Origin of the sequence: Subtercola frigoramans (assembly GCF_016907385.1) — a bacterium.
Taxonomy (GTDB): Bacteria; Actinomycetota; Actinomycetes; order Actinomycetales; family Microbacteriaceae; genus Subtercola; species Subtercola frigoramans.
This window is the reverse complement of the sequence record NZ_JAFBBU010000001.1, coordinates 774347-796592: the sequence shown is the minus strand read 5'-3', so window position 1 is coordinate 796592 and position 22246 is coordinate 774347. Positions and strand designations below refer to the sequence as shown.

The 22246-nt window shown below is 64.9% G+C and carries 22 protein-coding genes and 3 tRNA genes; 9 read left to right on the top strand and 16 right to left on the bottom strand.

Features of this window, described 5'->3' with window-relative positions:
• Position 1: 1 nt before the first annotated feature.
• The 6 genes from JOE66_RS03850 to ftsH all read right to left on the bottom strand — a co-directional run bounded on the left by JOE66_RS03850 (position 2) and on the right by ftsH (position 5057).
• Positions 2-487, bottom strand: a complete 486-nt coding sequence (locus JOE66_RS03850) for a DUF3180 domain-containing protein (protein WP_205106931.1) — start codon at positions 485-487, stop codon at positions 2-4.
• The gene (gene folK / locus JOE66_RS03845; RefSeq protein ID WP_205106929.1) at positions 484-1008 is read right to left on the bottom strand and encodes a 2-amino-4-hydroxy-6-hydroxymethyldihydropteridine diphosphokinase; all 525 of its coding nucleotides are present in this window, start codon (positions 1006-1008) and stop codon (positions 484-486) included. The genes JOE66_RS03850 and folK overlap by 4 nt, the downstream gene beginning before the upstream one ends.
• Positions 1005-1436, bottom strand: coding sequence for a dihydroneopterin aldolase (gene folB / locus JOE66_RS03840; protein ID WP_307827038.1), 432 nt, complete (start codon positions 1434-1436; stop codon positions 1005-1007). Before folB ends, folK begins: the two co-directional genes overlap by 4 nt.
• A 31-nt stretch (positions 1437-1467) precedes the next feature.
• Positions 1468-2262: a dihydropteroate synthase gene (folP, locus tag JOE66_RS03835; protein ID WP_205111580.1), complete on the bottom strand. Its 795-nt coding sequence runs from the start codon at positions 2260-2262 to the stop codon at positions 1468-1470.
• A 95-nt stretch (positions 2263-2357) separates the two neighbouring features.
• A complete protein-coding gene (gene folE, locus JOE66_RS03830) occupies positions 2358-2921 on the bottom strand; it encodes a GTP cyclohydrolase I (protein WP_239518464.1) in 564 nt (187 codons plus the stop codon).
• A 123-nt stretch (positions 2922-3044) separates the two neighbouring features.
• A complete protein-coding gene (gene ftsH, locus JOE66_RS03825; RefSeq protein ID WP_205106923.1) occupies positions 3045-5057 on the bottom strand; it encodes an ATP-dependent zinc metalloprotease FtsH in 2013 nt (670 codons plus the stop codon).
• Positions 5058-5312: 255 nt separating this feature from the next.
• Here ftsH and JOE66_RS03820 point away from each other — a divergent pair, with 255 nt between their 5' ends.
• Positions 5313-6830, top strand: coding sequence for an MFS transporter (locus JOE66_RS03820; protein ID WP_205106921.1), 1518 nt, complete (start codon positions 5313-5315; stop codon positions 6828-6830).
• A gap of 107 nt (positions 6831-6937) precedes the next feature.
• On the opposite strand, the gene JOE66_RS03815 is transcribed toward JOE66_RS03820, so the two are convergent.
• Positions 6938-7597, bottom strand: coding sequence for a TetR/AcrR family transcriptional regulator (locus JOE66_RS03815; RefSeq protein ID WP_205106920.1), 660 nt, complete (start codon positions 7595-7597; stop codon positions 6938-6940).
• Between the two features lie 122 nt (positions 7598-7719).
• Here JOE66_RS03815 and JOE66_RS03810 point away from each other — a divergent pair, with 122 nt between their 5' ends.
• Positions 7720-9264 carry an MFS transporter gene (locus JOE66_RS03810; protein WP_239518212.1) on the top strand — a complete coding sequence of 515 codons (1545 nt, stop codon included), beginning with the start codon at positions 7720-7722 and terminating at the stop codon, positions 9262-9264.
• 139 nt (positions 9265-9403) lie between these two features.
• Here the strand turns inward: JOE66_RS03810 and hpt are convergent, their stop codons facing one another.
• Positions 9404-9955 carry a hypoxanthine phosphoribosyltransferase gene (gene hpt, locus JOE66_RS03805; protein WP_205106916.1) on the bottom strand — a complete coding sequence of 184 codons (552 nt, stop codon included), beginning with the start codon at positions 9953-9955 and terminating at the stop codon, positions 9404-9406.
• Between the two features lie 164 nt (positions 9956-10119).
• Positions 10120-11238: a tRNA lysidine(34) synthetase TilS gene (tilS, locus tag JOE66_RS03800; RefSeq protein WP_205106914.1), complete on the bottom strand. Its 1119-nt coding sequence runs from the start codon at positions 11236-11238 to the stop codon at positions 10120-10122.
• A 92-nt stretch (positions 11239-11330) separates the two neighbouring features.
• Between tilS and JOE66_RS03795 the strand changes: the two genes are divergently transcribed.
• From JOE66_RS03795 to JOE66_RS03775, 5 genes are all read left to right on the top strand, one after another.
• Positions 11331-11825: an inorganic diphosphatase gene (locus tag JOE66_RS03795; RefSeq protein WP_205106912.1), complete on the top strand. Its 495-nt coding sequence runs from the start codon at positions 11331-11333 to the stop codon at positions 11823-11825.
• 210 nt (positions 11826-12035) lie between these two features.
• Positions 12036-12108 (top strand) — tRNA-Glu (locus JOE66_RS03790).
• 113 nt (positions 12109-12221) lie between these two features.
• A tRNA-Asp gene (locus JOE66_RS03785) sits at positions 12222-12295 on the top strand.
• Between the two features lie 62 nt (positions 12296-12357).
• A tRNA-Phe gene (locus JOE66_RS03780) sits at positions 12358-12430 on the top strand.
• Positions 12431-12602: 172 nt separating this feature from the next.
• Positions 12603-13178 carry a hypothetical protein gene (locus tag JOE66_RS03775; RefSeq protein ID WP_205106910.1) on the top strand — a complete coding sequence of 192 codons (576 nt, stop codon included), beginning with the start codon at positions 12603-12605 and terminating at the stop codon, positions 13176-13178.
• A 91-nt stretch (positions 13179-13269) separates the two neighbouring features.
• On the opposite strand, the gene JOE66_RS03770 is transcribed toward JOE66_RS03775, so the two are convergent.
• Positions 13270-14145 (bottom strand): bacteriorhodopsin, encoded by an 876-nt coding sequence (locus JOE66_RS03770; RefSeq protein WP_307827036.1) that lies wholly within the window; start codon positions 14143-14145, stop codon positions 13270-13272.
• Positions 14146-14283: 138 nt separating this feature from the next.
• Between JOE66_RS03770 and JOE66_RS03765 the strand changes: the two genes are divergently transcribed.
• On the top strand, positions 14284-14739 hold the full coding sequence (locus JOE66_RS03765) for a MarR family winged helix-turn-helix transcriptional regulator (RefSeq protein WP_205106908.1): 456 nt from the start codon (positions 14284-14286) through the stop codon (positions 14737-14739).
• 9 nt (positions 14740-14748) lie between these two features.
• Here JOE66_RS03765 and JOE66_RS03760 read toward each other — a convergent pair whose 3' ends face one another.
• The 3 genes from JOE66_RS03760 to JOE66_RS03750 form a co-directional block, all read right to left on the bottom strand.
• The gene (locus tag JOE66_RS03760) at positions 14749-15525 is read right to left on the bottom strand and encodes a creatininase family protein (protein ID WP_205106906.1); all 777 of its coding nucleotides are present in this window, start codon (positions 15523-15525) and stop codon (positions 14749-14751) included.
• A gap of 72 nt (positions 15526-15597) precedes the next feature.
• Complete coding sequence (locus JOE66_RS03755) at positions 15598-17061, bottom strand: amidase family protein (protein ID WP_205106904.1); 1464 nt, start codon at positions 17059-17061, stop codon at positions 15598-15600.
• Complete coding sequence (locus JOE66_RS03750; protein WP_205106902.1) at positions 17058-18233, bottom strand: LLM class flavin-dependent oxidoreductase; 1176 nt, start codon at positions 18231-18233, stop codon at positions 17058-17060. Before JOE66_RS03750 ends, JOE66_RS03755 begins: the two co-directional genes overlap by 4 nt.
• A gap of 130 nt (positions 18234-18363) precedes the next feature.
• On the opposite strand from JOE66_RS03750, the gene JOE66_RS03745 reads away from it, so the two are divergent.
• Positions 18364-19074 carry a GntR family transcriptional regulator gene (locus JOE66_RS03745; RefSeq protein ID WP_205106900.1) on the top strand — a complete coding sequence of 237 codons (711 nt, stop codon included), beginning with the start codon at positions 18364-18366 and terminating at the stop codon, positions 19072-19074.
• Here JOE66_RS03745 and JOE66_RS03740 read toward each other — a convergent pair.
• From JOE66_RS03740 to JOE66_RS03730, 3 genes are all read right to left on the bottom strand, one after another.
• A complete protein-coding gene (locus tag JOE66_RS03740) occupies positions 19038-20282 on the bottom strand; it encodes an ROK family protein (protein ID WP_205106898.1) in 1245 nt (414 codons plus the stop codon). The two genes, JOE66_RS03745 and JOE66_RS03740, sit on opposite strands and share 37 nt — an antisense overlap.
• Positions 20283-20388: 106 nt before the next feature.
• Positions 20389-21381, bottom strand: a complete 993-nt coding sequence (locus JOE66_RS03735) for an isopenicillin N synthase family dioxygenase (RefSeq protein WP_205106896.1) — start codon at positions 21379-21381, stop codon at positions 20389-20391.
• Between the two features lie 173 nt (positions 21382-21554).
• The gene (locus JOE66_RS03730) at positions 21555-22238 is read right to left on the bottom strand and encodes a GntR family transcriptional regulator (protein ID WP_205106894.1); all 684 of its coding nucleotides are present in this window, start codon (positions 22236-22238) and stop codon (positions 21555-21557) included.
• Positions 22239-22246: the final 8 nt, after the last annotated feature.

The following is a 22246-nucleotide window of genomic DNA, read 5'->3' as shown; positions in this document are numbered from 1 at the left end:
CTCAGCCCAGTCGTCTGTCTGGTTCGGGTTGCCCGTCGTCCGGGTTGCGGTCGTCGGGAGGAAGGGTGCAGAGCTTCTCGGCGACCAGCCCGCAGGCCAGGAGCACCGCACCGGCGACGGCAGCGGCGATGCTCAGCCAGAGCGAGGCCACTGCGGGTATGACGGCTCGCGACAGCAGGTAGACGACCACACCGAGGCCGACCCCGGCGATCAGCGAACCGACCATGCTCGACGCTTTTGCCAGCACGGCGACGCGCATCGCCCGAAAGGGGTTGATCGGGCGCGGGTTGGTGCCCCGGATCGCGCGCGCGATCGGCACAGCGAGCACGACGACGATCGCACCTGCGGCGACCAGGGTGATGGAGAGCGAGAAGGGCAGGGCGACGATGGGTTGCCCTGAGGAGGCGAGCGCGACCTCGAGGAAGAAGCCGAGGAACGCGCCGGCGATTCCGAGGAGAACGAGGGTGATGGGGCGCGTGCGCTTCATCGCATCCACCCGGTGAAGAGCCGCGGGCTCTCGTACGTCTTGGCCAGCAGCGCGTCGATGGGGCCCTTGCCCACCAGCGTGGCGCGGGGCGCGATCTCATGCCACGGCGCCAGCACGAAGGATCGCTCGAACGCACGCGGGTGGGGCAGGGTGAGCACGTCGTCACTCAGTTCGAGGTCAGCGAACGTGATGAGGTCGAGGTCGAGGGTCCGGTCGCCCCAGCGCTCGACGCGCACCCGGTCGTGGGTCTGCTCGATGCTCTGCAGGGCATCCAGCAGTTGGTGAGCAGTGAGAGCGGAGCGAACGAGCATGACGGCGTTCAGGTAGGCGGGGGCCGAGAGGTCGATGCCCTCCGGCTTGAGGGCATCGGTCTCGTACAGGCTCGAGACCGCGTCGAGGATCACACCGTCGAGAACCTCGATCTCAGCAACAGCAGACCGCAGTGTCGCCTCCCGATCGCCGAGGTTGCTGCCGAGCGCGATCACGGCCGGAAGCGTGACGCGCAGCTTCTCCTGCCTCATGCCCGTCTCCGCGTGATGGTGATCGAGACGTCGCCGAATGGAACGGCGATCGGCGCCTCCGGCTTGTGTACGGTCACCTGCACTCGGTCGGCGATCGCGTGCATCAGGACGACGAGCGCGACCCGCTCAGCGAGGGTCTCGATGAGGTCGACGGGGTCTTTCGATGCCGCCTCGACGATCTCGCTCGCGAGGTCACCGTAGTGAAGCGTCTGGTCGATGTCGTCGCTTGACGCCGCATCGACGGTGTTCAGCCACACGGTCACGTCGATGACGAACGGTTGGCCGTCGCGACGCTCGAAGTCGTAGACCCCGTGGTTCGCCTGCACGGCGAGACCCGTGAGGGTCAGCGAGTCGGGTTCGGTGGGTACGAGCACGGCGGGTGGGGTCTCGGCCGGCGGGGTCTGGGCCGGCTCGAATTCATCAGTCACGACGGCGACACTAGCGGATGCCCGGCCGATCTCACTCATCGAGAGCCCCCGTCTTCCACGCCTCTGCCACAGCCAGCGCGGCCGTGGTGGTCTCGATGTCGTGCACTCGCACCGCCCACGCGCCTGCCTGCGCGGCCAGCGCCGCGGCAACGGCGGAGCCGAAATCCCTCTCCTCCATTGCAGCACCCGCGGGCAGCAGTTCACCGATGAACCGCTTGCGCGACGCTCCGACGACGACCGGCAGCCCGAACGAGGTGAGGGCGTCGAGGTGGCCGAGGATCTTCCAGTTGTGTTCGGAGTTCTTGGCGAAGCCAAGGCCCGGGTCCACCAGCAGCCGATCGATCCTCACACCCCGAACCACGAGCTCGGCTACCTGGTATTCGAGCTCGGCGCGAACCTCGGCAACGACGTCGGCATACACGGCCCGCGAATTCATGGTGTCACTGTGGCCACGCCAGTGCGAGACGATGATCGGGGCTTCGAGTTCGATGATCGTGGGAGTCATCAGCGGGTCTGAAGCGGTGCCTGAAACGTCGTTGACGAGGATCGCTCCGGCTTCGATCGCCGCTCGTGCGGTGGACGCGTTCATCGTGTCGATGCTCAGTGCGACCCCCCGCCGGGCCAGCTCGCGAATGACCGGGACAACACGATGCTGTTCTTCCGCTACGGGTACGCGCCTCGCACCCGGCCGCGTGGATTCACCGCCGACGTCGATGAGGTCGGCCCCTGCCGCAACCAGCTCGAGCGCGTGCTGGATGGCGGCCTCCGAACGAAGCCAGCGCCCGCCGTCGCTGAACGAATCGGTTGTCACGTTCACGATGCCCATGATGAGGGTGCGACCCTTCGGCAGCCCCTCGAAGGTTGCAGGCACAACGTCGATCGCCGGCCTTCGTCTCCGCGAGAGGCCTTCGCCGATGCCACTCACCGTGTGCCCGCTTCGGCGGAGGGCAGCGGAATCGCTCCGATCAGGGTCAGGATCTCAGCGCGGGCAGCGGGCTCGGCTAGCGACCCCCTGGCGGCGATGGTCACGGTCGAGCTCGCTGTCTGGCGCGCGCCGCGCATGGTGACGCAGCCGTGTGATGCCTCGAGAACGACCAGCACCCCCATGGCGTCCAGTCCGTCGGCGATGGCCTGGGCGATCTGTTCACCCAGTCGCTCCTGCAATTGCGGGCGTGACGCGATGACGTCGACGATCGCGGGCAGCCTGCCCAGACCAACCAGCCGGTCGCTCGGCACATAAGCGATGTGTGCCGTGCCGAGGAACGGCAGAAGGTGGTGCTCACACATCGAACGAAAGGAGATGCCCCTCACGAGCACGGGTTGTTGGCTGCCCGCACCCGCCTCGGGCTCCAGGGGGAATGTCTCTGTCAGGAGGTGCGACGCGTCGACACCCACACCCGAGAAGAATTCCGAGTACGCCTCGGCAACCCGCCGGGGAGTGCTCACGAGTTCCTCCCTGTCCGGATCTTCGCCAATGGCCAACAGGAGCTCCCTGACGGCCGATTCAACTCTCTGCGAGTCGACTCGGTTGACGCTGCCGTCGTGGCTGGCTGCATCGGCGCGCGTGGAAACTGTGCGACCAGTGTTCACAACGAGTGCGCGCGCCGACTACGCAGTTGCGGGTCGGGGCGTGCTCTGCGGAGCGCGCTTCGGCTTGGCCTCGGGTTCGGGTTCCGACGTGATGCCACCGTCTGTTGCCCCGAGGTCGATCGGCGCTTTGGCTGCCTTGAACTCGATCGGGGGGATCGACGAGACAGGGCGCCTTTCGCTGGAGAGCCATTGCGGGCGGGGCGGGAGGTGGCGCACGTCTTTGAAGATCTCGGCGAGGTCGTGCTGGTCGAGCGTCTCACGCTCGAGCAACTCGGTGGCCAGGCGGTCGAGAATGTCGCGATTGTCGTTCAGCACCTGCCACGCTTCGTCGTGCGCGGCCTCGATCAGTTCACGCACTTCGGCGTCGACCTGCTGCGCCAGGGAATCGGAGTAGTCCCGTTCGTGACCCATGTTGCGGCCGAGGAACATCTCACCCGAGGAGTTGCCGAGCTTGACGGCGCCGACGTGCGAACTCATTCCGTAGTCGGTGACCATCTTGCGGGCTGTCGAGGTGGCCTTCTCAATGTCGTTCGACGCACCCGTGGTGGGGTCGTGGAAGACGACTTCTTCGGCAACCCGGCCTCCCATGGCATAGGCCAGCTGGTCGAGCAGCTCGTTCCGGGAAACGGAGTATCGGTCTTCAAGCGGGAGCACCATGGTGTAGCCCAGCGCACGACCACGCGGGAGGATCGTGATCTTGGTGACGGGGTCGGTGTGGTTCATCGCGGTGGCAACCAAGGCGTGCCCGCCCTCGTGGTACGCCGTCACGAGCTTCTCGTGGTCGCGCATGATGCGGGTGCGGCGCTGGGGGCCGGCCATGACACGGTCGACGGCCTCATCGAGCGCACGGTTGTCGATCAGCTGCGCGTTCGAGCGGGCGGTCAACAGAGCGGCCTCGTTCAGCACGTTCGCCAGGTCGGCGCCGGTGAACCCGGGCGTCTTGCGGGCGAGTACCTCGAGGTCGACACCAGCTGCGAGCGGCTTGCCGCGCCCGTGCACCTCGAGGATCTGCTTGCGACCCTGGAGGTCGGGCGCGTCGACGCCGATCTGCCGGTCGAAGCGACCCGGGCGGAGGAGCGCGGGGTCGAGGATGTCGGGGCGGTTGGTCGCCGCGATGAGGATGACGTTCGTCTTGACGTCGAAGCCGTCCATCTCGACCAGCAGCTGGTTGAGGGTCTGCTCGCGCTCGTCGTGGCCGCCGCCCATGCCGGCACCGCGGTGACGACCGACGGCGTCGATCTCGTCGATGAAGATGATGGCGGGCGAGTTCTGTTTGGCCTGTTCGAACAGGTCGCGAACCCGGCTCGCGCCGACACCGACGAACATCTCGACGAAGTCGGAGCCGGAGATCGAGTAGAAGGGCACTCCGGCCTCGCCGGCGACAGCGCGGGCCAGGAGTGTCTTACCCGTACCGGGAGCCCCGTAGAGCAGAACACCCTTCGGGATCCGCGCACCCACGGCGAGGAATTTCGACGGGTCCTTCAGGAAGTCTTTGATCTCTTCGAGCTCTTCGATGGCCTCGTCGTTGCCGGCGACGTCGGCGAAGGTGACCTTCGGGGTGTCCTTCGAGACGAGCTTGGCTTTCGACTTGCCGAACTGCATGACTTTGTTGCCGCCACCCTGCATGCCAGAGAGCATGAGCCAGAAGAAGGCGCCGATGAGGATCACCGGCAGAAGGATGCCCAACAGCGAGAGGAACCAGTTGGTCTGAGGCACCTGGTCGTTGAACCCATCGGTCGGTGCGGCTGCGGTCACGGCATTGACGACCTCTGTGCCACGCGGGGCCACGTAGTAGAACTGCACCTTGGTGCCGTACTTCGCGTCGGCCGCGGCAAGGGTGAGGTCGACGCGCTGTTCGCCGTCGATGATCAGCGCCTCGGAGACCTTGCCGTCCTTGAGGAACTGCAGGCCCTGCTGGGTGGAGACCTGCTGGAAGCCGGTGCCGGTGATCAGGCCGAAGCCGATCCAGAGTGCGATGGCACCCAGAATGATGTAGGGAATCGGAGACCTGAAAATACGCTTCATGCTCATGTCTCTTTTAGGTTCTTGCGGCAATGCCGGCACCTTTCTGGTCACCAAAGTACTTGGCCCACAGTACTCGGGGGCGACTGGGTGCCGCCTGCGTGTTCCCCGTGGGCTTAACTTCACAGCAATCAATAGGCGCGGCCCGGGAATGATCGTCCGTGGCACACGGTTGCCCAGATGTATCGCGAGGATTGTTTCCTTCAGGTAAATTCAGGAACTGTTCATTTCCGAAACTACTCAGTACCGCATATAGTTGCGGACATGTCTGAAACCTCTCCCGAAACACCGGTCGCCTCCTCCCGGCGGTGGTGGACCCTCACCGTGGTCGCTCTTGCCCAGCTGATGGTCGTTCTCGACTCCACCGTCGTCAACATCGCCCTCCCCGCCGCCCAGGCCGACCTCGGCTTCTCCAATGCCGACCGCCAGTGGGTCATCACCGCCTACTCCCTCGCCTTCGGCAGCCTGCTGCTGCTCGGTGGCCGCCTTTCTGACCTGATGGGTCGCAAACGCACATTCATCATCGGCCTGATCGGCTTCGCCATCGCCTCGGCACTGGGTGGGGCCGCCGACAGCTTCGGCACCCTCGTCGCTGCGCGAGCACTTCAGGGAGCCTTCGGCGCGCTGCTCGCGCCCACTGCTCTTGCTGTGCTGACGACCACCTTCACCATCCCCAAGGAACGCGCCAGGGCCTTCGGTGTGTTCGGTGCAATCGCGGGCGCCGGTGGCGCTGTCGGCCTGCTTCTCGGCGGCGTACTCACCGAGAACTTCAACTGGCGCTGGAACCTCTATATCAACGTCTTCATCGCCATCATCGCCGTGATCGGTGCCGTGATCTTCCTCACGACGGTCGCGCGCACGGGACCTCGGCCCAAGCTCGACATTCCCGGTACCATCCTGGTCTCCGGCGGCCTCTTCTCCCTGGTCTTCGGCTTCTCGAACGCCGAAACGGATGGCTGGGGCGCGGCTTCGAGCTGGGGCTTCCTGGTCGCCAGTGGCGTGCTGCTGGTCGGGTTCGTTCTCTGGCAAAGGGTGGCGAAGCATCCATTGCTGCCCCTCGCCGTGGTGCTTGACCGCAACCGTGGAGCATCCTTTCTCGCCGTGCTGATCTCGGGCGCCGGAATGTTCGGCATCTTCCTCTTCGTCACCTACTACCTCGAAGTGTCGATGCACTACTCGCCGATCCAGACCGGTACTGCCTTCCTGCCGATGATCCTGATGCTGGTCGTCTCCGCGCAGCTCTCGACCAACATCTTCGTGCCGCGATTCGGGCCGAAGGTCATGGTTCCGACCGGCATGGTGATCGGTGTGGTCGGGATGCTCCTGCTGACGACCCTCGATACGAACAGCTCCTACGCGGCGAACATCCTGCCGGCCCTTCTGGTGATCGGGTTCGCCATGGGCTCGATCATGCCCGCGGCCATGCAGACCGCGACCCTCGGAGTGAACCGCCAGTTCGCCGGAGTCGCCTCGGCAAGTGTGAACACCAGCCAGCAGGTGGGTGGCTCGATCGGCACGGCCCTCCTGAACACGCTTGCGGCAACCGCTGCGACCGGTTACGTCGCGTCGCACCTTCCGGCCTCTGCTCAGGTCGCCTCCGACGCGGCCATCGCGAGCTACAACACGGCGTACCTCTACAGTGCGCTGTTCTTCGCCATTGGAGCGGTGCTCTCCGCACTGCTCTACACCCGCAAGTCGACGGTCACGGAGACGGCCCACGCCGCTCATGCCGAGGCGCAGGCCGAAGACGCCGACGATCTGCCGTTGGTCGCCATGCACTAACCAGCCCAGCGCGAAAAAGCCCCCTTCTCTCTCTTGCGAGGCAGGGGGCTTTTTCGTGCAAGCAACTGTGCGCGAGCGCGTGGATGCGCCCACAGCTTCGAACGAGACTAGCGGGAAGCGGGCGCGGTCCGCCTGATCCCCAGGGCGGGCAGGATGACGCCGTCGATGATCGAGATCAGAAACTCGCGGTCGATCGGCTTCTTCAGAATGAGCGTGCGATACGAGGCCATCGAGGGGGTGATCATCGAGAGAGTCTCGATGTCTGCGTCAGCCCGGATCTCTCCGCGGGCGATCGCACGCTTCATGAAGAGGCGATTCACCTCTGCACGGGGCTCGACGATGGCCGCATTGACGACGTCGGCGAGATCGGGGTCGCGGGACAGCATCGACATGACGCCGGCCATGATCTGCATCTTGCGTTCGCCGTCTTCGATCGAGTGCGGCTTGATCATGGCGACCAGGTCGCCGCGCAGGGTGCCGGTGTCGGGCAGGGTGTCGGAGTCGTAGTCGCTCTTCTTCATGCAGGCGACGGCGTCGAGCACAAGGTGGGCCTTCGAGGGCCATCGGCGGTAGAGCGTGGCCTTGCCGGCCTTGGCCCGCGCCGCGACCATGTCGATCGTCATGCCGTCATAGCCCGTTTCGGCGAGAACGTCGAGTGCAGCATCCAGAATCTCAGGGTCACGGGAGTGGTCCCGTTTGCGGCCGAGTTTCGGCGCAGTGTCGGCGGTATCTGCGAGGGTGTCTTCAGGGGCATCGGTGTGCGCCATTACAGCACCTGCCTTTCTGTGTTGATGATGTGTGAAACACCGTGGCGTTGCGAAGAGTGATGTTCCTCAGACGAGAGAGTTCCAATATCCGAAACTGGTGAGTACCGTATATGCTATCAAACATGTCGGAGAAAACAGCGGCAGAGACCGCATCCACTCGTCGCTGGTTCACTCTCGCCACGGTCGCGCTCGCGCAGCTCATGGTCGTCCTCGATGCCACCGTGGTCAACATCGCGTTGCCAGCGGCACAGGCCGACCTCGGCTTCTCGAACGGTGACCGCCAGTGGGTGGTCACCGCCTACTCGCTCGCCTTCGGCAGCTTGCTGCTGCTCGGCGGCCGGGTGTCAGACCTCATCGGTCGCAAGCGGGCCTTCATCATCGGCCTCATCGGTTTCGCTGCAGCCTCCGCGCTGGGAGGCGCGGCCGACAGTTTCGGCACACTCGTCGCAGCGCGGGCCCTGCAGGGGCTGTTCGGCGCCCTGCTCGCGCCGACCGCGCTCGCCGTGTTGACGACGACCTTCACCATTCCCAAGGAGCGCGCTCGGGCCTTCGGCGTGTTCGGTGCGATCGCCGGCGCCGGCGGTGCAGTCGGCCTGCTGCTGGGTGGCTACCTCACGCAGGACTTCAGCTGGCGCTGGAACCTCTACATCAACGTATTCTTCGCGATCGTCGCCGTGATCGGCGCCCTCATCTTCGTGCCGACCAACAAGCGCACCGGGCCCCGCCCGAAACTCGACGTTCCCGGCACCCTGCTGGTCTCCGGTGGCCTGTTCGCCCTCGTCTACGGGTTCTCGAACGCGGAGACCAACGGGTGGGGCGACTTCTGGACCTGGAGCATGCTCGTCGCCAGCGGCATCCTGCTGGTGGCCTTCGTTCTGTGGCAGCGACGCGCGAAGCACCCGCTGCTCCCCCTCAAGATCGTTCTCCATCGCAACCGTGGCGCGTCGTACCTGTCGGTGTTCGTGGCGGGGTCGGGCATGTTCGCCGTCTTCCTGTTTCTGACGTACTACCTGCAGACTTCGCTCGGCTTCTCGCCGATCACCACGGGGCTCTCGTTCCTGCCGATGATCGCCTGCCTGGTGCTGGCCGCCCAGCTCGGCACGAACATCTTCGTTCCGCGCTTCGGGCCGAAGGTGCTGGTGCCGATCGGCATGGTCATGGCGTCGGCAGCCCTCGCCTGGATGACCCTGCTCGACCTGTCGAGCACGTATGCCGCGAACATCCTGCCGCCCCTCATGCTCATGGGGCTCGCCATGGGAACGATCATGCCGGCGTCGATCCAGACCGCCACGCTCGGCGTCGACCGCCAGTACGCTGGCGTCGCGTCGGCGATGGTGAACACCAGCCAGCAGGTCGGCGGCTCGATCAGCACCGCCCTCCTCAATACGCTGGTGGCAACAGCGGTGACGAACTACATCGCCTCGAACATCGCCGGGGCAACGACGCCGGCCGCCCAGGCTGCAGTGGCGGCTCAGGCCGCGGTGAACGGGTACCACGTTGCCTACTGGTGCGCGTCGGGCTTCTTCCTGGCCGGGGCGATCATGGCCGCGCTGCTGTTCGAGCGCAAGGCGTCGATTCATGCCACCCTGCACGCCGCCCACGCCACGGCCGAGCAGCACCGCGAGAACGACCGCCAGGCCGACGCCTCAGCAGCCACGGCTGGCTGAGGAGCGCCGGAGGGCGTGCCGAAACCCACCCCGAACCGCCGGTTGAGTAGCACGACGCTGAGCGTCGAGCGTATCGAAACCCCGTCCGCGCAGGGGTTTCGATACGGCCTGCGGCCTACTCAACCAGCGACGATGCGTCTCAGGAGTAGGTGTGGGGTGCGAGCACCCCGATGTCTTTCAGGTTGCGGTACTTCTCCGCATAGTCGAGGCCGTAGCCCACCACGAAGTCGTTGGGGATGTCGAAACCGACGTACCGAACATCCAGTTCGACGCGCACCGCATCAGGCTTGCGCAGCAGCGCGCACACCTCGACCGAGGCCGGGCCGCGCGAACGCAGGTTGCCGAGAAGCCAGGAGAGCGTCAGCCCCGAGTCGATGATGTCTTCGACGATCAGCACGGTGCGGCCCTGCAACTCGGAGTCGAGGTCTTTCAGAATGCGTACGACACCGCTCGACTGGGTGCTGTTGCCGTAGGAGCTGACCGCCATCCAGTCCATGCTCACCGGCAGGTGCAACTCGCGGGCCAGGTCGGCCATGACCATGACCGCACCTTTGAGTACGCCGACGAGCAGCAGATCCTGGCCCGCGTAGTCGACTTCGATCTTTCGCGCGAGCTCGGCGATCTTGGCGTGGATCTCGCTCTCGGTGATCAGAATGCGTGACAGGTCTGCTTCAACATCGCGGGAATCCATGGTGCCAGCCTACCGAACCCCCTTTGGGTGCGATGTGCCCTGTGGGCCCCTGCCCGCCGAGCAATTCGTCGGAGAAACCCGTGTGGCAACGAGAATACGGCGATGCCCACCCACAATCTCCGACCAATGCGCTCGCCCGATCGCCTTCGAGCGAGGGACGCGTGTCAACTGCGACGGGCGAAGACGAGCCGGCCGTCGATACGCGCGACACGGATGCCCGGCAGATCGACCCCGGCCTGCCCGTGCCACTCGGTCACCAGCTTCAGCACCGCGAGTGTCTGGGCGCGGCTCAGGGCGGTGCCGAATTCTGCTGCCACGACGAACCGCACGATGCGCTGGGCGAGAGCGGCAGGGTTCGACGCGAGTCCGTGCACGTCGACCGCGATGCCCGCCTCGGCGTGGTCGACGATCTCGGCGGCCCATTCGGCGGCCAGGGCATCCAGAGCGTCGGAGTCTTCGCGCAGCTGGTCGGCGGTGCGGGCGAGGGCGTCTGCGATACCGGGCCCGAGCTCAGCCTCGAGTAGCGGCAGAACTGTCTCGCGCACGCGCACCCTGGCATAGGCGTGGTCGAGGTTCTGGGGGTCATGCCAGGCTGTCAGCCGCTGGTCGGCCAGCGCTTGGTGCACCACCCCGCGATGGATGCCCAGCAGCGGCCTGAGGTAGACACCGTTCACCGCGCTCATGCCCGACAGGCTCGCCGGCCCCGAACCGCGGGCGAGGCCCAGCAGCACCGTCTCGGCCTGGTCGTCCAGCGTGTGGGCGAGCAGCACGTGGCTGGCGCCGGTCGTGGCGAGCGCGCGTTCGAAGGCCGCGTACCGTGCCGTGCGGGCTGCGGCCTCGGGGCCACCCGTCGGCCCCGAGACGGCAGTGCCCCGCTCCACCGTCACGCGCTCGACCAGCACCGGATCGAGGCCCAGCTCGCGCGCCTGGCGAGCGGCCTCTGCCGCCACCTGGGCCGAACCGACCTGCAGCCCGTGGTCGACGACGATCGCGCCGGCACGGATTCCTGCGCGCGGAGCTTCGAACGCGGCCGCGGCGGCGAGGGCGAGCGAGTCGGGTCCGCCGCTGAGCCCGACGAGGATGAGGGGGGCGAGTGGGGTGTCAGGGCGTGCGGGCGTGGGTGATTCGGGGCGGCTGAGCCGGGCATCCGGAGCAGTGTCGGCAGCACGCTCGGGTACGCGGTTGCTGGCCGGCGGTAGCTCGGTGGCGAGCAGTTCACGCACGGCACGGCGCACGTCGGCCATCGCCGGGGTGAGGCGCGGTCGGCGGGCGTTCGTGTGCATCCAGTAACGTTATTGCAGTTTCAGCACTCGCAGACTCTGCGCAGAGAACCAGCGCACGCCACTCGCACAACCCATCAGAAGGAGCAGTTGCCATGGGCACCTACGACGCCGTCATCGAGATCCCCAAGGGAAGCCGCAACAAGTACGAGGTCGACCACGAGACCGGCCGCGTGTACCTCGACCGGGTTCTGTTCACCACTTTCGTCTACCCCACCGATTACGGCTTCTTCGAGAACACCCTCGGCCTCGACGGCGACCCGGTCGACGTGCTGGTGCTGCTCGAGTACCCGGTGTACCCGGGTGTCGGCCTCAAGGTGCGCCCGGTCGCCGTCTTCAACATGAGCGACGAGGCCGGCATCGACTCGAAGGTCATCGCGGTGCCTGCCAAAGACCCTCGCTGGGCAGGCATTCAAGACCTGGATGATCTGTCCACCCAGTTGCGCGCCGAGATCGAGCACTTCTTCGAGCACTACAAAGACCTCGAGCCCGGCAAGTGGGTCAAGACCGAGGGCTGGGGTTCGGCCGCCGACGCCGAGACGATCGTGCAGAACGGCATCACCAAGCTCGCCGCCGAGGGTTCGCACTAGCCTCCCGATCGACCAATCGTCGGCCCACAGCCGAACCTCGGCACTATCTGCGACGGTTTCACTCAGGGCCGACGATTGATCGATCTGGCTGGCGGGCTGGTGCGCCGTCAGCGGCGCTGAAGCGGGCGAATCCGGGGCGGCTCGCCGGGCATCCATGCCGGATTGGCGGCGGCACCCGTGAATGTGGCATACTCGTTGAGTTGTCAAAACGGCCCCATCGTTTAGCGGCCTAGGACGCTGCCCTTTCACGGCAGTAGCACGGGTTCGAATCCCGTTGGGGTCACTGCTTGCTGATCATGCGATTTGCTTCCGCAAATCGGGTCCCGTGAATGCGGTCCGCGAAATGGGCCGGGGCAATGCAGGTATAGTAAGTGCGGTTCACAATTTCATAAGTTTGGCCCTGTAGCGCAGTTGGTTAGCGCGCCGCCCTGTCACGGCGGAGGTCGCCGGTTCAAGTCCGGTCAGGGTCGCAAAGGTTCGGACTGCCCTTCTTCGGAAGGGTTTTTCGGCCTCTGGAGGGGTTCGCCTCTTCGGCTCTGTAGCTCAGTTGGTAGAGCGTTCGACTGAAAATCGAAAGGTCACCGGATCGACGCCGGTCGGAGCCACTGCCCTACTTCGAGGCTTCTACTTGGAGTAGGGCTTTTTTGTACCCTTTTCTCGACGCGCGGTTTTGACCCTTAACCCCCAGTTCTTGCGCCGAGAACACAAATCCTAGAGCCACGCAAGTTACTTGTGGGTAGCCTGAAGCCATCCGAAACGTGTCGAATAGTGGGATCCGTGGACATCGTCGATGAAGCGATCGAAGTGCTGCGCATGGTTGGCGTTACGCTGGAAGCCGGCCTTTCAGAACCTGAATTCCGCCGCATCGAGGGTACTTTCGGCTTCCTGTTCGGCCCTGATCATCGAGAGTTGCTGTCGAGGGTGCTTCCTCTAGGCAAGGGATGGGTCGACTGGCGACACGACTCCGACGATGAGATCAGAATTCGGCTCGATCGACACAAAGACTGGGTGATTTCCTACGTTGTCGAGAATGGCGTGTGGGGCCGCACGTGGGGCGAGCGGCCAAGCTCGTTGTTCGAGGCGGCCGATATTGCGATGAGGCACATCAACGCGTGGCCGACTCTGATTCCGTTGTACGCGCATCGGTACATGCCCGCCGAACCCACCGAACGAGGTGCGCCGGTGTTGTCTGTTCACGGGCTCGACACGATCTTCTATGGCACGAATCTCGCGAAGTACTTCTTGACGGAGTTCCACCTCATGGATTGGGAGCCTCCCACCGACTATGGCGAAGATCGAAAGCCGCCGTGGTCGCAACTCGAATTCTGGTTCGGAGAACCTGACTTCTGGTGAAATGACGTCTACGAAGGAGGGGCAGACGTGAAAAAGGCGCTGCCACCACGGGTTACCGTGATGGCAGCGCCTCAGCCGGTGAGGGCAGCGATTACTTCGCCGCGCGAACCTCCTCGGGTGACAGTTCGACGGCAGCGAAGGCAGTATCGTCGTCGAACGATTTGATGCGCGCCACGTGGAAGATGATCAGGGCGTAGACGGCCTTGGCGAGAATGTCTGCCACGGAGTACCCGACCTGCTTGTAGACCCAGGCGTCAGACCCCGAGATGTTCAGCAGGGGCAGGAGATAGGCGACCGGGTAGACACCCCAACTGAGCAGAAGGAGAAAGCGGAGCCGGCTCAGGGTCTTGCGCACGCCGGCGGGCTGTTTGTCGAGCGACTTTCCGAGCTGCACGAACAGGACATAGAGAATGTAGACGAAGGGGATGGTCGACAGGAGCCCGAACAGGCCGCGAATTCCGTTGTCGCCGCTGATCTCGCCGGGGTAACCGAGAGCAATCATCAACGCTGCTGCGGGCACCAGTCGCGCCAGAAGCCGCGACTGCACAGAGCGAGCGAGAGCGAGAACAGCTACGAGCTCCACGAGGAGCAGCGGAACGGTGAGGAGCCAGTCGACATACCGGTAACCCTCGTTGAAGCCCTGGCCGACGGCCTGGGTGTAATCGCCTGTGCCACCGACCGAGGTGGTCACGAACGCGGCTTTGAACGAGTCGAAGATGCGGAAGTAGTGATACGCAGCGATTCCGCAGACGATGATTGCGACCGTGATGGCCTGCCGATAGCGAGGCAGGATCCGCGGCAGCGAGACCAGCAGGAACACCGCCGTGAAGAGCTGCGATGCAATCACAAGCGAGAGGAAGTTGTACACGGTCTCGTATTGGCCATGCGAGAGGAGGTCAGGTATCACGGCGTTCTCCATCAGATCGGAATCGGCGAATCGCCCCGAAAACACATTCTTTTGGGGCACACCAGATACCTTACAAGATAAGTAACTTATTAAGTCAATTACTTTGTGAGCATTCCGAAGGAGGGTCTGTAGAATGATGCGACCAGAACAGACGAAGTGACGGGCTCGCTCGCAGCCTCAGCCAGCCGGAGGTGCAATGTGCGTGACGAGCAGGCCGCCCACACGCTGAGCGGATTCCCGAAAGCTGCGACAGACTTCGTCAGTGCCCTCGATGCCAACCGGCTCCGCATCGCCCGGGACGCCGGCGTCTCGGCCACTGAGTTGCGTGCGCTGTTCAGGATCGCCCAGGCCGTGAGCCTGACTCCCAAAGACCTTGCTTCGCACCTGGGCATGACAACGGGTGCCGTGACGGCAATCGCACGACGGCTGGTCGACCTCGGGCTTGTGCACCGGGTCGATCATCCGGATGACCGGCGGAGCCTGTACCTCGAGCTCTCTGCCTCTGGTCACGAAGTGATGGCCGGCATCCATCGAAGCTTCACCGAGATGCTCTCGGCATCAGCGGCGCACCTCGACCCCGGTCAGCTCGCGGCATTCACCTCTGCGCTGGAGTCGGTCACTGCGGAGATCCGCACCCGCCTTGCCTCACTCTGACCCGACTCCTCAGATCTGAGGGAAGCGGAAGTCGCGGATCTCGATCAACGCCTCGGCCAGCACCCGAGTCTGCTCCTGCACGATCAGGTGACCCGTGCGCGCGTCTGCGGCAGTGGGATCGCCCAGCACGCCGGACTTCGAGACGTCGTCGATGACCCAGGCCGTTGGCACCGGCCCTTCCAGGGATAGGTGTGCAGTGTTCTCGTAGAGCCGTCCGACCGCCTCGCCGTCTTTGCGAGCGCGGCTCATCGTCACCAGTTCAGGAGCAAGGGCGAGCATGATCGATGTCTCGATCTGGCCTCCGTGAATACCGTAGTGGGTGTCGATCTGCTCGACGCCGTCTGGCAGCGCGAACCGGCCCGGCATCAACGGGAAGACCTCGAGCCCGGACTGCACCCGGATGTCGCGCGCCACCAGGTCGAGCAGGCTCGGCTGGCCTCCGTGGCCGTTCACGAAGACCAGCTTTCGGAACCCCGAGGCAGCGAGCGAGGCTCCAAGATCCATGCAGACTCCCATCAGCGTGGCGGCCGACATGGCGATCGTGCCGGCACGGCCGAGATGCTCGGTCGACTTGCCGTAGTGGATTGTCGGGAGCTGCCAGATGTTACTGCCTGCAGGCAGCGACCGGATGGCGCGATCGGTGATGTGCTCCGCGGTGAGCGCATCGGTGATCACAGGAAGGTGAGCGCCGTGCTGTTCCATCGCTCCGATGGGTTGCACGATGACAGCGTTGGAGGCGTCGATCGCGGCGATGTCAGTGGTGGAGAGGTGGGCGAGCTGATGCATTCGAGGTCCTGTCTGTGTCGGTCAGTGGTGTCGGTCAGTGGTGGCAGTCAACGACGAGGGGCTCGCGCGTCGTCATGACCAACCCGGGGCGGCGCGGAAGCCCGCCAGCCCCGCGCGTTCCGCCTCCACGGCGAAGCGCAACGGGGTGAAGTCCTCCAGGTACGGGCCGAGAACCTGCACACCGATCGGCAGGCCGGTGTGGGCACCCGGGCCGAGGGCGAGCATCGTCGAGGGCAGCTTGCCGATGCTGCTCATGCGGTTCCAGGCAAACAGGACCTCGGTGGAGTACTCACGCCCACCGATCGCCGTTCGGCCATCGGGATGCTCGCCGAACCGAGTTGCCGCACGACCCACCGCAGGCGCCAGCACAACGTCGACAGTCTCGAACATTCGCTGCCAGCGCCTCATGGCCGCGTGCTGCTTCTCAAGATCATCCATCGCAGACCGGAAGGGCTGCACCACCGCTCGCGAGAATCGCACCTCGTCGCTGTCGTCGGGCCGGGCCGCGACAGACAGGTGATACGCCCACATCTCGTCGTCGAACCCGTGTACGACCTCACCTGCCTGCAGGCGCCGGAAGAGTTCCAGATCGGCCGGGCCACCGACTGGCGCGTCGTCGAGCAGGGTGACGTGCGCCCCTGCAGTGCCGAGCGCCGCGGCGAATTGCACGATCGCGGCGCGCGTCTCGGCGTCGGTCGGGCACGATGGGTCGTCGAGCCAGACGGCAACGCGGGCTTCGCTGAGGGCGGTGATTCGCGGGGGCGGAAGCTCGATGCGCCAGCCCCTGGAATCCGGTCCCTCGACGCCGATCATGGCGCGAAGGAAGAGGTCTGCGTCAGCAGCGTGCCGCGTGAGGGGGCCGACCGAGGAGACGTGCGGTTCGAGCAGTCCTCCCTGTGGCCACGGCAGGTTGCCCAGTTTCGAGACGATCCCATTGCTCGGACGGTGACCGGAGAGCCCGCACCATGACGCCGGAAGCCGGAGCGAGCCGGCGAGATCGCTGCCGAGGTCGGCCACTGCGAGCCCGCCCGCGACGGCGGCGGATGACCCACCCGACGAACCGCCGGAGGACCGTGCGGCATCCCAGGGGTTGACGGTTCGACCGAACGCCTCGTTCGAGGTCTCGTGGCTGGCAAGATACACCGGCACATTCGTCTTGCCGAGCACAACACACCCGGCTTCACGCAGGCGCCGAACGGCCGGGGCATCTGTCGACGCGACATACGAATCGGACAAGCGGCCATGGGTGCTTCGCAGGCCCGCAGCGTCGATCGAGTCCTTGACGCTGATGGGGAGACCGGCGAGGGCACCGACATCCTCACCTGCCGCCCGGCGCCGGTCGATCGCCCTGGCCGCGCTGAGGGCACCTTCGTGGTCGACGACGACAAAGGCATTCAGCGACGCGCCCACCCCGTCGATGCGGTCGAGATGCGCCTGGGTGAGTTCAACAGCCGACACTGCCCCTGAGCGCAGGGCCGCCAGCATCTCCCCCGCCCGAGCAGTCGTGTCGATACCCGTGCCGCCAGCAGCCATCATTTCGCGCTCGCTCCCATCGAGACGCCGAGCAGGGGGGCCACGTCGGAGGAGACTCGGTGCATCTGTTCTTCGACGTGCTCACGCAGGAGCCCGGGGCCGTCCAGCGAGAGCGAGAGGAGTTCCAACCCGATCTCCTGGCGGTAACGGTCGATCGTTGCGGCGACGTCGTCGGCCGTGCCGACAGCGTAGACGCCCTGCTCGATCGACTGTTCGAGGGTCGGGAGAAAGTCGAACGGCGTCGAATCCATGCCGGCGGGCGGGTCATAGGTGGCGAACCTGCCGTAGGGCGACAACAGCTTTGCGAGCTCGTCGTGGGTGGCGCGTGCGCTGGCCATGGCCGATTCCATGGTGTCGCCGACGTGAGCGTGGAGCACGAGCATCCGTTCCTGACCCGGCTGGAGAATGCGCCCGTGCGCCTCGGCGAGTTCAGCATGCTTCTCCCAGGCCCGCTTCATGCGAGTGAAGGACTGCCGGGTGTAGACGCCCACGTGACCGTGTTCGGCGACATAGTCGACCGTCCGAGGTGAGGTGCAGGCCTGGTAGATCTCGACCGGGCGCATCACGTTCGGTACAAGGGTGAGTTCGGTCACCACGCCGTCGCGGTCGGGGATGCCCGGCGGCGGCGCCACGAAATGCTTGCCTTCGAACGAGAATGACTCCTCCGCGAAGGCGAGGCGGATCAGCGCCATCGCCTCTTCGAAGACTTCACGGTTCGCCTGCTCTGCCGTCGCATCCATGCCGTTGTCGCCGGACTCGATCATCGCGCCGAGCGTCTGCATCTCGCGGGGTACCGTGCCTCTGCCGACGCCGAATCTCATTCGGCCGCCGCTCAGGATGTCGGCCATGGCGAAATCCTCGGCGAGGCGCAGGGGGTGCCACTGCGGAACGATGTTGAACATCTGGCCGAAGTTCAGGCGTTCGGTCTTGGCCGAAGAGTAGAGCCCGAGCTGGATCTGGTTCGGGATGACCTCGTAACCCTCGTGCTGGAAGTGGTGTTCGGTGTACCACAGGGTGTCGAAGCCCGTCTCGTCCGCCGTCCGGGCATAGGCGAGGTAGTCCTGGTAGGCGTCGGCGAAGGCCGTGCGCCCGTAACGTCGCGAGGTCGCGGCGGGGCCGTCGTGGCCGGCGTCAGGCATGGCTACTGTGCCCAGAAGATTCGTGTCGATTCGCATGGCAGCAATGTATACAACCAATGTTTCCGGCACGTGAACGGTGGACTTGTTGAGCCACATCCTGCACAGATGTAGGCATCCAGGTTGAATACAACCGCCGAGATCGGGCCGAGGCTTGTACAATCCGGGTATGGAGAGATCGCTGGGCACGACCGGCAGAGTGAGCCTGAGCCAGCGTGTGACCACCGATCTGCGACGGGACATCGTCTCTGGCCGCTTCCAGCAGGGCGAGCGGCTCACAGAAGCGAGGCTCTCTGAACTCTATGGCGTCTCGAGGATCCCGGTTCGCGAAGCGCTGCGTGCGATGGAGAGCGAAGGCTTCGTCATCGTCAAGTCGTACACAGAACGTATTGTGGCAACCATCACCTTCGAAGATCGACAGGTGATCCACGAAATGCGGGTCGCGGTCGAGTCACGGGCAGCGGAACGGGCCGCAGAGAATCTCGACGCCGCGGGGCGCCAGAAACTGGTCGAGACCCTGAGCCTGGGCATGGCGGCGGTCGCGCGAGGCGACTACGACACGGTCTCGCACATCAACAGTCTCCTGCACGGGGCGATCGCCGAAGCGAGCGGAAGCCCGATGCTTGCTTCGTTCTTCTCGCAGCTAGGGGCGATGGTGACCTGGACCGACTCAGACGTTCCGAAACGCCGCGCCATCACGTCGTGGATGGAGCACGCCGACATCGTGGGCTCGATCATTGCCAGCGACGGTGCGGCGGCACGTCAGAAGATGGTGGCTCACCTCGGCGAAGTGGCCAAGCATGTTCGACAGTCGACAATGACCGACGACGCCGAGCGCGCCGTTCATGCCGATCGGCCGGACGCCACCAGACTCGGCTGAGACTGCTGGGTGCCCGAAGCGGAGGAGCCGCCGCGACCCGGAGCCGAAGGCGTCCTGTGACGCCCGAACAGATGGACGGCCAGCAGTTCGAGGGAACGCTGTGTGGCGCCTGCGACGATCGCCCGCTCGCCCAGTCGGGAGCGAACCACCCGCGTGGGTACGGAGTGCAGACCGGCAGAGAGTTCGGTGTTGATCGCCGGCACCAGGAGATCCGCTATGAGGTTCAGGGAGCCGCCGATGACGATCTCCTCAGGGGCAATGATCCAGCTGAGAGTCGTGAGCCCGGGGACAAGACTCACAGCGAGCTCACGCACTGCCGCAAGTGCCTCCGGATCGCCGGCGCGAGCGTCGTCGGCAAGCTGTAAAGCCGCAGCATGTTCTGGAGTACCGGGCTTGGCAAGGGCCCCCATGATGTGTGACTTGACGGGCTCATGGATCTCCAGGCCCGTTGCCCACACGACCTCACCGGCGGACCCATCGTGCCCACGATAGAGTTTGCCGTCGATCACCAGTCCCATTCCCACGCGAACCCCGTCGACGCGGAGCCAGAGGAAGTTCTTCACGGGGCTTTCGAGGTGAGCGAGTTCACCCAACGCAGCGAGCTTGGCGTCGTTCTCGACGGAGATCGCCGTAGCGAACGACGTCTCGAGGGAGGTCGCGATCGAGAACCCACTCCAATCCGGAATCGACATCGGCAGGTCGACTGCACCGTCGTCGTGCACGATTCCCGGCGTCGCCACGGTGAGCGCGAGGACCGCACTGCGGTCAGCCCCTGCCCGGCCGAGAAGGTCGTCGACGGCGTCCACCACCACTTGGAGGCGCGCTTCGCGGCCCAGCCGGGCATCCAGCGCGGTGCTCGTCTCGGCAATCTGTTCGCCGGTGAGGTCAGTGAGTGACACGAGCACATTCTCGATGTCGAGCTGGATGGCGACGAGGCAGCCCGCCGAAGGCACGAAGGCGTACGACTTCGCCGGCCGGCCGACCGGACGTTCGCCCTGCACGACGGGCAGCACCTCCTCGACCCACCCGAGGTCGACGAGTTCGACGAGGATGAGCTCGAGCGTTCTGCGCGAAATCGAGGTCTGCGCCTGGAGCTGGGCCATCGTCAGGCGGCGACTGAGATAGAGCACCTTGAGCGTGCGTGCGGCATTCATGCGACGCAGAACGCTGGGGTCTCCGCGCTCGACGACGTTATCTGGACTATTCATGAGGGTTCCAATATCGCATTGCCTGCCGGTAATGCGGCCATCCACGCGGATGCGCCGGGGAACTCGTCCCCGGCGCATCCGTCAGATCGTCACAGAAAGCTTCGCATCAGGCTGCGTAGTTCGCCCTGATCCGTTCGAGCAGGAATTCACGAGCCGTGATGGATTCCCAGGCGCCTGACGGGCTCTGCATGACGACATCGCGGTCGGCCTGGGCGAAATAGGCGATGCTGTACCGGGCATCCTGGTTCTCTCCCGGTTTCGGGCCACGCACCCGGTGAAAGTTCGACGGCAGTACGTCGTCGCTCCAGCGCATCAGCATGTCACCGATGTTGCAGGTGATGGAGTCGCTGGTGGGAACGACGGGCGACCATTCCTCGCTCTCGATCTCCCGGCCCGGCAACACCTGCAGTCCGCCTTGACCTTCCCGCTGGAACAGCAGCGTGAGCACGTCGAAATCGGTGTGGGCACCCGCACGCCACGGCGCGGCTTCGTTCCGGGCCTCCTCGGGGATGGCGAAGTAGTGCAGGAGCCGCAGTGTGCTCTGGTAGTTCGGCGATTCGGGATTGTGCGCGGCGGTGAAGAAGTCGCGGTCAAAGCCCAGCTTGTCGGCGAAACACGAGAGGACCTGCATTGCGAGCTCCCAGCAGCGGTGCTCAAAACCGAGGATCGTGGCACGGAACCCCTCGAGCTCGGCATCGCTCGGCCAGAGCTCGTCCATGAACGGCCTCGTGATCTGGAAGGACTCCTTCTGGTCGGCCACGCCGATCGAGGGCCGCACCTGCGACTTGAATTCCCATCCCGCGTTGTGTTCCTTGACGAGCGGGTACTGCTGCTTGACCTGTTCCGGCAGTGCGAAGAACTGTGCAGACATCGCGAAGGCCCGGTCGACTTCGGCGATGTCGATGCCGTGGTTGACGATCTGGAAGAAGCCGACATCCACCGCCGCTGCCCAGAGTTGTTCGGTTATCTCGGCCCGGCGCGCCTCGAAATCCGAGAGGTCGATCCGCCGGATCTCGCGCGCTGTGTTGATTGTGCCCTCACCGCCCATGCGGCGTTCCTTCTGGAGTTCCACAAGGGAGGTGTCAGTGGGAGTTGTCATCGTTTTTCCAAACTCACCTCAAAGGAGGTGAAGTGAGAGATCGACGAAGCAGGTCGCTACGCCCGCCGGTGATTACATGCAATTACCGGCCGCCGTTTTCAATGGTGCCACACGAAGCATCAAATCAGGATGTCCGTGACGTTAATTGCATGTAACAAGTCCAACTAGATCGGTCAGTTGCGCGGAGAATGCATCCACTCCAGCGTGTCCCGTGACATCCGAACGAGCACAGCGCGGACGTGAGCCTCGGCCGCATCCCCCGCGGCAGTCTGGTCCCCGGCGCGAAGCGCGGCGAGGATGCGTTCATGTTCTTCAACCGCCACCCGACGGTTGTCATCGAGGTTCCACATGTCCGAACTGTACAGGTGCGCGAGCGCCTCGAGCCTGGCCAGTGACGCGCGAAGCGGTTCGTTGTTCGCACTGTCGCGAATCAGCGAGTGGAACCGCAGATCGAGCTGGGAATCGCGATGCCCCTCTGGCGGCATAACGAGGAGCTCACGTTGTTCGCTCACCACGACATCGAGCTCTCCGAGTCTCTCGCGGGTGATGATCAGGGCGGCATGCCGCGCGGCGAGGCCGTCCAACACCTCACGAACGCTGAACACCTGGCGCACGGCTTCAGCATCGAGTTTCTGCACCCGCGCACCCGCGTAGGGGACATGTACCGCGAGGCCCTCATTGATCAGCTGCTGTACTGCCTCGCGCACGGGGCTGCGGCTGACGTTCAGCTGCCCCGCGAGCTTCGGCACGCTGAGGGCCTGCCCGGGGTGGATCTCCCGCGTGAAGATCATCTCGCGCAACTGCTGGTAGATGTGGTCGCCGAGCAGGGGGTCCTCCCCCGTCAACTTGATGGCCATTCGACTCC

Excerpts from the sequence above, each read along its gene's own strand:
- JOE66_RS03740 (WP_205106898.1), bottom strand. The coding sequence starts at position 20,282 with ATGAATAGTCCAGATAACGTCGTCGAGCGCGGAGACCCCAGCGTTCTG.
- JOE66_RS03850 (WP_205106931.1), bottom strand. The coding sequence starts at position 487 with ATGAAGCGCACGCGCCCCATCACCCTCGTTCTCCTCGGAATCGCCGGC.
- JOE66_RS03820 (WP_205106921.1), top strand. The coding sequence starts at position 5,313 with ATGTCTGAAACCTCTCCCGAAACACCGGTCGCCTCCTCCCGGCGGTGG.
- JOE66_RS03755 (WP_205106904.1), bottom strand. The coding sequence starts at position 17,061 with ATGATGGCTGCTGGCGGCACGGGTATCGACACGACTGCTCGGGCGGGG.
- JOE66_RS03760 (WP_205106906.1), bottom strand. The coding sequence starts at position 15,525 with ATGCATCAGCTCGCCCACCTCTCCACCACTGACATCGCCGCGATCGAC.
- JOE66_RS03745 (WP_205106900.1), top strand. The coding sequence starts at position 18,364 with ATGGAGAGATCGCTGGGCACGACCGGCAGAGTGAGCCTGAGCCAGCGT.
- folK (WP_205106929.1), bottom strand. The coding sequence starts at position 1,008 with ATGAGGCAGGAGAAGCTGCGCGTCACGCTTCCGGCCGTGATCGCGCTC.
- JOE66_RS03815 (WP_205106920.1), bottom strand. The coding sequence starts at position 7,597 with ATGGCGCACACCGATGCCCCTGAAGACACCCTCGCAGATACCGCCGAC.
- JOE66_RS03735 (WP_205106896.1), bottom strand. The coding sequence starts at position 21,381 with ATGACAACTCCCACTGACACCTCCCTTGTGGAACTCCAGAAGGAACGC.
- ftsH (WP_205106923.1), bottom strand. The coding sequence starts at position 5,057 with ATGAGCATGAAGCGTATTTTCAGGTCTCCGATTCCCTACATCATTCTG.
- JOE66_RS03795 (WP_205106912.1), top strand. The coding sequence starts at position 11,331 with ATGGGCACCTACGACGCCGTCATCGAGATCCCCAAGGGAAGCCGCAAC.
- JOE66_RS03810 (WP_239518212.1), top strand. The coding sequence starts at position 7,720 with ATGTCGGAGAAAACAGCGGCAGAGACCGCATCCACTCGTCGCTGGTTC.
- JOE66_RS03730 (WP_205106894.1), bottom strand. The coding sequence starts at position 22,238 with ATGGCCATCAAGTTGACGGGGGAGGACCCCCTGCTCGGCGACCACATC.
- hpt (WP_205106916.1), bottom strand. The coding sequence starts at position 9,955 with ATGGATTCCCGCGATGTTGAAGCAGACCTGTCACGCATTCTGATCACC.
- JOE66_RS03750 (WP_205106902.1), bottom strand. The coding sequence starts at position 18,233 with ATGCGAATCGACACGAATCTTCTGGGCACAGTAGCCATGCCTGACGCC.
- tilS (WP_205106914.1), bottom strand. The coding sequence starts at position 11,238 with ATGCACACGAACGCCCGCCGACCGCGCCTCACCCCGGCGATGGCCGAC.
- folP (WP_205111580.1), bottom strand. The coding sequence starts at position 2,262 with ATGGGCATCGTGAACGTGACAACCGATTCGTTCAGCGACGGCGGGCGC.